The organism is Thermoactinomyces sp. DSM 45891 (assembly GCF_900119485.1).
Lineage (GTDB): Bacteria > Bacillota > Bacilli > Thermoactinomycetales > Thermoactinomycetaceae > Baia.
Window position 1 is genome coordinate 1 of record NZ_FPJZ01000003.1, and the last position, 8,519, is coordinate 8,519.

The following is an 8,519-nucleotide window of genomic DNA, read 5'->3' on the forward strand; positions in this document are numbered from 1 at the left end:
TTTCTTGGATAACAGGTGGAGCACTAACGTACGCTGGATATATCGTTTTCAAGAAATTTACTAGTTGGGCTTTCCTTTTCCCTACTTCACACCTGATGTTTTTAGCCCATTTTCCAAATCAACTTGTTCCGCCCATTCCTACACTTACGGCAAGTATATCGATGTTGTGTGGTCTTGCCTTCATTCTCGTTTGTTTAGTAGTAGGATGGATAAAGGTTAGAAAAGTAGATTTTGCAAAGTAGGCGGTATAGATGATTAAACTAATATTAACTAACGTTAACTTGTGCATTCGAAGCAAAATGGCGATTGGGATTTCGATTTTGCTGATTCTCCTTACCCTCATACATATCCCAATGATTAATGAACTGGGACAGAGAGAGAAATTTGAGCCGCAGTTGGTAGATTATTTACTATTTTCAATGGGAGGCGTATTTCCGGACTCTCTACTGCAATACTTAACTTGGGTGTGTGTCGTTTTCCCGATTATCTTATTTGTGTATCATATGATGAATGTAAATAGTGGATTTGATTTATTCGTTCTAACACGCATGAAAAAGAGGAGTAACTGGTGGATTGTAAAAGTACTCGCTCTCATCATGACTGTTTTGTTGTATTGTGTTGTGTATTTTCTCATTCACATGATAATCGGTTCTATGTTTTTCTCCATAAATGCTAGGTGGAGTTCCTTTTTTCAGATGTTCTTCTCTCATTTGGAGTTAAACGTGGGAACTCTCCTTTGCTTCATGATGATATTTTTCTTTATAGGACTCACGGCTTTTGCTCTACTTTGTCAATTGATAACGAGTCGATTTCGTAACGAAACAGCCGTCTACACGGTATTTCTTATCTCCTCAGTGGTGATAGGCTTTTTGGCTATGAGTGGGACTTTTACCACTTTTGTTTCATGGATTCATTTTCCTTCTATGTTGGATTTAGTAAACTCCGATAACAAACTGGAATTGTCTGCTCTTTTTACGAAGTTCATAATAAGTCTGTCTGTAATGGGGATAAGTATTGTTGCTGGTATTCTAGGAGTTCGGCGGTACCATTATTAATAGAATATAATAGAGAGACTCGATCTTACGGTATGATCGAGTCATGTGACTAAAAGATGATGATGCGAAATATGAATATGGTTTCTATCACTCCTTTCTAATCGCTTGCTCCAATCCAATCCACCCTAACCTCTACTACGTGGTGGACTAGATCGGCTGTTTTATATCTCCCATCCAATAAACACACTTGACATAAATAATCATTCCGTCTTAGCGCTTGATCCCTTATATTCTTCCATGCTATCGATTGATAAAATTGTTTCGTTTGTAGATCGTGTATCGAAAGTCTAGTAGATCAGCTTTAAACACGTTCACCTCCACTCCCACATGATCAGCTAGTCTCTTCGTTTTTTCGATCCCTGCATCTGATATATCAAATGCGGTTACATCATAGCCATTTCGAGCAAAAAAGACGGCATTTCTCCCCTCTCCACATCCGATATCTAATAGTTTTTCTTGTGTGAGCCCTTTTTCTTTTCGATAGCGATAGATGTTTTTGGCAATCTGATTCATCATGGTTTGTCAACTCCTATATCGCTATTTTAATTTGACTGAGTAGAGCAAACAATAACTTGTAGATTGACTTTTTTCTTTCTGCAACGTGTAGTTGAATTCAGGTACAATAAAGAATACCAACGAACGTAATTGATAAAAGGACTGAACATACTTATGTCATTTGATGGAATTGTAACCCGTGCGGTTACGCATGAACTTGCAACCAAGCTGGTTGGAGGACGAATCAGTAAAATCTACCAACCAAGTGATACAGAACTGATGCTATATATTCGTTCGCAAGGACAGAATCATAAACTATACATATCCGCTCATCCAGCTTATCCTCGCTTTCAATTTACTGAGTCCCCTGCGGATCATCCAAAGGAACCGCCTATGTTTTGTATGCTTCTTCGCAAACATATGGAGGGTTCTGTCATTCAAGCTGTTAGGCAAGTGGGCATGGAGCGGATTGTACAGATTGATATCCGAGGAGTAAGCGAATTAGGGGATGAGGTGCTACGAAGGCTTTCCATTGAAATCTTAGGTCGCACAAGTAATGTCATCCTCCTCGACCTCGAGACAAATCGAATCATGGATGCACTTCGCCGGGTTCCTTATTCGGTAAGTAAAGTACGTCCGGTCTTACCCGGTCGGGATTATGAATACCCACCTGCTCAAGAGAAGCTAGACCCATTTGAGGTGGATGAAACGACCTTTCTCTCTGGTTTTGACTATCTTGCGGGACAGCTCGATAAACAGTTAGTAAATCGGTTTCTCGGACTGGGTCCTTTAGTTGCCAAAGAGATTGTGTTTCGTGCAGGGATCGGGGATCGAAAAAATCTGTGGGATGCCTTTCATCAGCTGATAGAGAAATTCCGCACTCATCAATACCAACCAACCCGTGTGGAAGCAGAGGAGAAACATTCTTTCTACGCCACAGAACTAACCCACCTATCTGGTGAGCATCTTCATTTTGAATCGATGAGTGAATGCCTTGAATCGTTCTATTATGGAAAAGCGGATCGGGATCGAGTTCGCGGGCAGACGTTAGATCTGATTAAACGGTTGACGAATGAGCTGGAGAAGAATGAGAAGAAAATCGAGATATTACGCAAGGAAGTTGCTGAATCCGATTTGGTAGAAGAAGAGCGGATCAAGGGGGAACTACTAACGACATATATGCACGAACTTCAACGTGGAGACTCGTTGGTCCGTCTTGCTAACTATTATGATCCGGAAGAAAAACAGATTGAGATCCAGTTAGACCCTCTACTCTCTCCTTCTGAAAATGCACAGCGATATTATAAGCGTTATAACAAACGGAAAGCATCCAAGAAGTATAATTTGGAACAGATCGCCATCGCTGGGGAAGAGATTCAGTATTTAGAATCAGTACTTGTGTTGTTAGAAAATAGCTCTTTAAAGGAAGTGGAACAGATTCGGGAGGAACTGGAAGAAGAAGGATGGGTACGTACACAACGTCGTCCGAACCGGAAAAAGAAAGAGAAACCGAATCCAATCAGTATGTATGCGAAAGATGGAACGCTCATTTTAGTTGGTAAAAATAATAAACAAAATGATTATCTCACCCATCAGCTGGCCCATAACTCAGATATGTGGCTTCATACCAAAGATATCCCTGGCTCACATGTTGTCATTCGTAGTAAAGAAATTAGTGAGGAAACGCTTTTAGAGGCTGCTACTCTAGCGGCGTACTACAGCAAAGCCCGTGAGTCAAGTCAAGTTCCGGTGGACTACGTCACAATCAAGCATGTAAAAAAACCAGCAGGTGCTCGTCCGGGATTTGTTATTTATGAAAATCAACAAACATTATATGTAACTCCAGATGAAAAGACCATTCGCGAGATGGTAAAGCGTACGAAACCAAAAGCACATTAATCCCTGACAGATGGGAGTCTGAGGATGAAAACCATATTGCTAACTGGATTTGAACCATTTGGAGGGGATAAAATCAATCCCTCCATTGAGATTGCGAAAGTACTTGATGGACGGGAAACGGAAACCTATAAGATCGTTTCTCGTGAACTTCCTTGTGTTTTTGGAGAAGCGATTGACCAATTAAGTCTGGCTTTGCAAGAAGTAAAGCCTGATCTTGTGATTTGTGTGGGACAGGCTGGAGGACGGCCTGATCTCTCCATCGAGCGGGTCGCGATCAATGTAGATGATGCGAGAATTCCTGATAATAATGGGAATCAGCCGATCGATGAGCCCATTATCGCGGCAGGACCTGTAGCGTATTGGTCCCGTCTACCGATTAAAGCGATTGTGAAGCATTTACGGGATGCTGGATTACCGGCATCCGTCTCCCAAACAGCCGGAACATACGTCTGCAACCACGTTTTCTACGGACTCCTGCATGAAATTAGGCAAAGTAGCATTCGTGGCGGGTTTATCCACATCCCCTTTCTACCCGAACAAATTCAAGCGCGTCCACAGATGGCGTCTCTGTCCTTAGACGATATGGTACGCGGGATTGAGATAGCGATTCAAGTATCAGTGGATTATGAACAAGATCTGCGACTAGAAAACGGACAAACACATTAAAAAATAACTGGGTTCACTTCAACTCCAACTTCATAGCTCAGTTGTTTTTTTATTAGAATAAACATAATAATCTGTTATAATAATATTAACAGACTTTTGTACGAAAGTGAGTTCTTGGGTTTGATATCTTCAATCTGTAGAGACAGGGGTGTAGCGGCCAATGCGTACAGATAAAACCAGCCCTTTCACATGGGTGCAGCGTAGCATTGGATTATGTATCTATCTCATAATTACGATCTTCTTTCCATCTCCTGCATTCATGTTTCTGCTGGCAACCCTGTATCTACTCTGTAGTACCGTCAAGTATGAAATCCAGCAGCAACGATCAGAATCGCTTATTCGATTCGCATTTCTCCTATTTATCTTAGGAAGCTTGCATGACATCGGCCGAACGGAACACTTTGGAATATCTAGTTTTTTAGGTGGCCTAATCGGCTGGACCATTCTCCTTTTTGTATACGGCAGACAACTTCATAGTCATCTCTCCCGCTCTACTGATTCCCCTGTCGAAGTAATTCTTCATCCAGTCGTCATCGATTGGCTTCAACGGATTTGGGGATTCCTTGTTTTTGTATTATGTGCACTGTTTGACCCGTATCACATCGATACTCTCATCTTTGCAGGAAAGCTGTACTGTTTTATCTCCACCATCAAGTACCTCCTTCGGAAACAATATGACAAGGGCTATACCCGCCTCAGCTTTGTCATTATCCCTATCTCCATAAAGACCGATGTAGGATTTCAAGGAGTGTGGCAAGACTGGTTTCAACTCGTTTTTTGCCTCTTCTGTTTTGGAATTGTAGGGTATTTAAATGGGGAAAAATAAAAAAGTTGATATCTCGATGAACTGCACCCCAATTGTTGGACACGAAAAAATCTAACAGTTGGAGGTGCTTTTTCTATGTCTAAGTATTCAGTAGAAATTAAATTGGAAGCTGTTCAAGCTTACCTCGACGGTGTCGAGTCGTATAAAGACATTGCTAATAAATATCAGGTAAGTCTTACTCCGTTGGTAGAATGGGTAGCAAAGTATCGAGAACACGGAATCAACGCTTTCCAAAAGGGATATACAAATTATTCAGTGGAGTTTAAAATGGACGTACTTAACTTTATGAGCGACACAGGAGCGTCCCTTACAAAGACGGCAGCCGTCTTTAATATCCCTACACCTAGTACGATATATCAGTGGCAGAATTTATTTAGGGAACAGGGATTGGACGCTCTCCAATCAAAGAAAAAGGGGCGTCCATCCTTGAAAAAGAAACCACAGAAGAAGCAGGAACTGAGTACAGAGGAAGAATTACGAGAAGAGAATAAACGATTACAGATGGAGAATGCCTATCTAAAAAAGTTGAATGCCTTAATTCACGAAAGGGAAAAGTCAGCCAACAAGACAAAGCCCAAGTAATCTATGAATTAAGGCACGACTATCCTGTAAAAGCTCTATTGAAAATTGCTGGCATCGCTCGTAGCACTTACTACTACTGGCTCAAGCAGATAAACAGACCTGATAAATATAAAGGGATAAAAGGAAAAATCGTTTCGATTTTTCATGAACATCAAGGTCGTTATGGCTATCGGCGAATCACATGGGAATTACGAAATCAAGGTTATACCTTGAATCATAAAACGGTATTCCGTCTCATGAAGGAACTTGGATTGAAGTGCTTAGTTCGCATGAAGAAATATCGTTCTTATCGAGGAAAAGTAGGGAAATTTGCCCCTAACATCCTAGCGCGTAATTTCAAAGCAACTAAACCCAATCAGAAATGGGTTACAGATATAACTGAATTTCACCTACATGGTGAAAAGCTCTATTTGTCTCCCATTCTCGACCTATATAATGGGGAGATTATCGCTTATCAGGTGGAAAAACGTCCTGTCTACTCCCTTGTTTCTAAGATGCTGGACAAAGCTCTCGAACAGCTAGAAGAGGGCGAAGCTCCTCTCCTCCACTCTGATCAAGGCTGGCATTATCAAATGAAGAAGTACCAACATTCCTTGAAACAAAGAGAAATTACACAGAGCATGTCCCGTAAGGGAAATTGTCTCGATAATGCTGTCATCGAAAACTTCTTCGGTTTACTCAAAAGTGAGTTATTCTACCTCCAAGAATTTGAAAGTATGGATCATTTCAAACAGGAGCTAGAGAAGTATATTCACTATTACAATCACAAACGCTTGAAGATAAAACTAAAGGGCATGAGTCCAGTTCAATACCGGACACATACCCTGCAGGTTGCTTAAATCTTCGTGTCTAACTTTTTGGGTTCACTTCACGAACGTATCGAGATATCAACTTTTTATATGTTTATGGATGGATAATTACTTCTTGGATACAGGTATTCGACTTCCAGGCTTAACAGCAGGAGTCCCTTCTGCACAGAGTGGGCACTCCTCTGCCTCCCAAGACTGAATCTCGATTGGCATCAAAGCACGGTAAGGTACAGTGAAAGGCGTTTTCCCTTGGCTCCGATCAACGATAGAACCAATTCCGACTACCTTAGCTCCCATTCCTTCTAAAAGTGTAACCACTTCTTGCACAGAACCACCTGTGGTAACCACATCTTCTACTGCTAGAACGCGTTCTCCTTTTTCTACTTCAAATCCACGACGAAGTTCCATTACTCCTTCTTTTCGCTCGGCAAATAGACAGCGAACTCCTAAAGCGCGAGCTACTTCATGTGCGATTACAACTCCGCCAAGTGCTGGACCTACTACCACATCAATCTCTAGATCATCAAACAGGTTCGCGATGGCTTGTCCTGCTTGCTCAGCGTCCGCTGGATGTTGAAGTAATTGAGCACATTGCATATATTGCCTGCTATGTCGACCTGAAGAAAGAAGAAAATGACCCTCTTTTACAACTCCAGTACGTGTGAGTGCTTCGGATACATTCCATTCTGATTTCATCTTTTATTCCCCCTGGCGTCTATGATTTCTCGTAGGATTTGGTGATACGCTTCTAATGGATCAAGCGCATGTGTAATCGCGCGTCCGACTACTAGATGATCCGCTCCTGCCTGAATCGCCGCTGTCGGAGTAACAACTCTTTTCTGATCGTTTGCAGAGGCTCCTACTGGCCGAATCCCTGGTGTTACGGCTAGAAAGAAAGGCTCTGTCGCATCTTTAATCGCTCTCGCTTCTTGACCTGAACAGATCACTCCATCTGCCCCTGCTTGATGAGCAAGCTTGGCTGATCTTAAAACCGCTTGCTCCATTGAACCGTCGATGCCGATTTCATCGTGTAACATTTCCTCGTGCGTACTCGTCAGTTGAGTAACCGCTAGAAGGCGGGTCCGATATCCAGAAGAGGAAGCACATTGCTCAGCAGATTCACGAGCATGCTTTATCATCTCAGAGCCCCCCATGGCATGAAGAGTTAAGAAATCTACATCTAGCTTGCTAATCGATTCTACTGCTTTGGCTACAGTATTAGGAATGTCGTGTAGCTTTAAATCAAGAAAAATTGAGTATCCTTCTTGTTTTCGCTCATAGATCCAACGCGGGCCAGTTGCATAGAACAATTGGTAACCTACTTTAATCCACGGTTTTTTTTCTCCCCGCCAATGGGTAAGAAACGTTTCTGCATCTTCTCCGGACGGTAAATCTAGAGCAATCATCAATTGGCGCCGTGCTTGATCCATATATTGAAACCCCTTCCTATAAGTGTGACGAAATGCAGATGAGGGTGTTTCAGGGCATAAAAAATGCTTCTTGTCTTAGCTAGACAAGAAGCACAAGTGGACATATTCCACCTAACTGATATATCCGTGCCCTTGCCAGCCTCTCTGGACTGGATTTAAAGGTTCTGCTATTCCTCAACTATTATGACTCAGTTTTTTCTGACTGTCAAACGGGTATTTTGGGAATGAAGAAGGGATCACATTTATTCCAACATCCATAGTATGCGTAGTATTCATAAAGTCAATCCGGATTTTAGCCCGCTGCTTTCTCTTATCTACCTTTTTAATTATGCCCTCTTTTCCTACTAATGGTCCTGTTTTGACAGTCACTTTTGATCCATCTACATATATCGAAGAAAAATCAATACAGTTTCCGTTTTTCGTAAGCTGAAGAACCATATGCATTTCATCCTCTGGAATCGAAGAGAAGTAGGAATCTTGCTCGTGAGTATAATAATGATACGAAGTCAACAATCGATGAACTCTGGGAACTCTTTTTAATTGATAAAAAAGTTCTGCAGTCATATTCGTGCGAATTAGCACATAGCCAGGAAACATTTTTCTGTATATGTGACTGATTCGCCCCTTCCTTTTCTCTGGAAGCTTTCTCACGGGAGCCATGGAGGTCAATTGGTTTTGATCAAAATGGCGATATAGGAAATTTTGGATATACTCTTCATAGCCTATTTCCACAAAAAGCGCATACCATTTCATAGTA

General features: G+C 41.7%; 10 protein-coding genes. 6 read left to right on the plus strand and 4 right to left on the minus strand.

The features are described from left to right. The coding region (locus BT147_RS15735; protein WP_218159108.1) for a hypothetical protein at positions 1-242 on the plus strand (242 nt) is incomplete at its 5' end. Between the two features lie 9 nt (positions 243-251). Further along, the gene (locus BT147_RS04800; protein WP_072331583.1) at positions 252-1,055 is read left to right on the plus strand and encodes a hypothetical protein; all 804 of its coding nucleotides are present in this window, start codon (positions 252-254) and stop codon (positions 1,053-1,055) included. Positions 1,056-1,295: 240 nt separating this feature from the next. Here BT147_RS04800 and BT147_RS04805 read toward each other — a convergent pair whose 3' ends face one another. Then, positions 1,296-1,568 carry a class I SAM-dependent methyltransferase gene (locus BT147_RS04805; protein WP_286119110.1) on the minus strand — a complete coding sequence of 91 codons (273 nt, stop codon included), beginning with the start codon at positions 1,566-1,568 and terminating at the stop codon, positions 1,296-1,298. 156 nt (positions 1,569-1,724) lie between these two features. On the opposite strand from BT147_RS04805, the gene BT147_RS04810 reads away from it, so the two are divergent. The 4 genes from BT147_RS04810 (at position 1,725) to BT147_RS15010 (ending at position 6,362) form a co-directional block, all read left to right on the plus strand. After that, positions 1,725-3,449, plus strand: coding sequence for an Rqc2 family fibronectin-binding protein (locus BT147_RS04810; protein WP_072331586.1), 1,725 nt, complete (start codon positions 1,725-1,727; stop codon positions 3,447-3,449). 24 nt (positions 3,450-3,473) lie between these two features. Beyond that, the gene (gene pcp, locus BT147_RS04815; RefSeq protein WP_072331589.1) at positions 3,474-4,115 is read left to right on the plus strand and encodes a pyroglutamyl-peptidase I; all 642 of its coding nucleotides are present in this window, start codon (positions 3,474-3,476) and stop codon (positions 4,113-4,115) included. Between the two features lie 160 nt (positions 4,116-4,275). Further along, positions 4,276-4,941 (plus strand): hypothetical protein, encoded by a 666-nt coding sequence (locus BT147_RS04820; protein WP_072331592.1) that lies wholly within the window; start codon positions 4,276-4,278, stop codon positions 4,939-4,941. A 75-nt stretch (positions 4,942-5,016) separates the two neighbouring features. Further along, a protein-coding gene (locus BT147_RS15010; protein ID WP_143187920.1) for an IS3 family transposase occupies positions 5,017-6,362 on the plus strand; the annotation gives its coding sequence in 2 pieces (ribosomal slippage) (positions 5,017-5,458 and positions 5,458-6,362; 1,347 coding nt in all). A 78-nt stretch (positions 6,363-6,440) separates the two neighbouring features. Here BT147_RS15010 and pyrE read toward each other — a convergent pair. The 3 genes from pyrE to loaP all read right to left on the minus strand — a co-directional run bounded on the left by pyrE (position 6,441) and on the right by loaP (position 8,515). Beyond that, positions 6,441-7,028: an orotate phosphoribosyltransferase gene (gene pyrE / locus BT147_RS04835; protein ID WP_072331601.1), complete on the minus strand. Its 588-nt coding sequence runs from the start codon at positions 7,026-7,028 to the stop codon at positions 6,441-6,443. Beyond that, positions 7,025-7,762 (minus strand): orotidine-5'-phosphate decarboxylase, encoded by a 738-nt coding sequence (pyrF, locus tag BT147_RS04840; RefSeq protein WP_072331604.1) that lies wholly within the window; start codon positions 7,760-7,762, stop codon positions 7,025-7,027. The genes pyrE and pyrF overlap by 4 nt, the downstream gene beginning before the upstream one ends. A gap of 174 nt (positions 7,763-7,936) precedes the next feature. Then, a complete protein-coding gene (loaP, locus tag BT147_RS04845; RefSeq protein ID WP_072331607.1) occupies positions 7,937-8,515 on the minus strand; it encodes an antiterminator LoaP in 579 nt (192 codons plus the stop codon). Between the last annotated feature and the right edge of the window lie 4 nt (positions 8,516-8,519).

What these genes read in the sequence shown, in the direction of transcription:
- BT147_RS04800 (WP_072331583.1), top strand. Translation starts at nt 252, where the DNA reads ATGATTAAACTAATATTAACTAACGTTAACTTGTGCATTCGAAGCAAA.
- BT147_RS04805 (WP_286119110.1), bottom strand. Translation starts at nt 1,568, where the DNA reads ATGAATCAGATTGCCAAAAACATCTATCGCTATCGAAAAGAAAAAGGG.
- BT147_RS04810 (WP_072331586.1), top strand. Translation starts at nt 1,725, where the DNA reads ATGTCATTTGATGGAATTGTAACCCGTGCGGTTACGCATGAACTTGCA.
- pcp (WP_072331589.1), top strand. Translation starts at nt 3,474, where the DNA reads ATGAAAACCATATTGCTAACTGGATTTGAACCATTTGGAGGGGATAAA.
- BT147_RS04820 (WP_072331592.1), top strand. Translation starts at nt 4,276, where the DNA reads ATGCGTACAGATAAAACCAGCCCTTTCACATGGGTGCAGCGTAGCATT.
- pyrE (WP_072331601.1), bottom strand. Translation starts at nt 7,028, where the DNA reads ATGAAATCAGAATGGAATGTATCCGAAGCACTCACACGTACTGGAGTT.
- pyrF (WP_072331604.1), bottom strand. Translation starts at nt 7,762, where the DNA reads ATGGATCAAGCACGGCGCCAATTGATGATTGCTCTAGATTTACCGTCC.
- loaP (WP_072331607.1), bottom strand. Translation starts at nt 8,515, where the DNA reads ATGAAATGGTATGCGCTTTTTGTGGAAATAGGCTATGAAGAGTATATC.